1 protein-coding gene is annotated in these 564 nt (G+C 58.2%); it reads right to left on the minus strand.

What is annotated here, in order from left to right; translation table 11 throughout:
- A partial coding sequence (locus A372_RS32560) for a phosphopantetheine-binding protein (RefSeq protein ID WP_036702528.1) occupies positions 1 to 564 on the minus strand: 564 nt, incomplete at both ends.

The raw sequence follows: 564 nt of genomic DNA on the forward strand, positions 1-564 counted from the left end.
CCAGCAGCGGAATCTGTCTGTATTCCTGCCGTTCCATCCCGTCAATGAGGCACGCCAGCTCTTCAATGGTAGGATGGCGGAAGATGTCCCGCAGCGGCAGACTGACATGCAGCTCCTTGTGCAGCTTGCTTGCGAGCGTCGTCGCACGCAAAGAGTGTCCGCCAATCTCGAAGAAACTGTCCTTCACGCTGACTTTCTCAAGTCCGAGCACCTCTTGCCACAGATGCGCCAGATTAGACTCTAGCGGCGTCCGCGGCGCGACATGCTCTTTTCCTGTCATGATGAGGCCTTCCGGCTCCGGCAGCGCTCTGCGATCGACCTTTCCGTTCGGCGTCAGCGGCATCCGATCGACCTGCACAAAGTGTGTCGGGATCATATACGCCGGCAGTTCTTGCGACAGCACTGCTCTCAGATCGCCTGCCATCAGCTCTGCATTCGCGGTAAAGTACGCGCACAACGTCTTCTGGCCGCTTTCGTCTTGCCGGGCGATTACGATTGCGTCCAGCACCGATTCCACTTTCAACAGATGCGCTTCCACCTCGCCAAGCTCAATCCGGTAACCGC

Source organism: Paenibacillus sp. OSY-SE, from assembly GCF_000283315.1.
GTDB lineage: Bacteria > Bacillota > Bacilli > Paenibacillales > Paenibacillaceae > Paenibacillus_B > Paenibacillus_B profundus.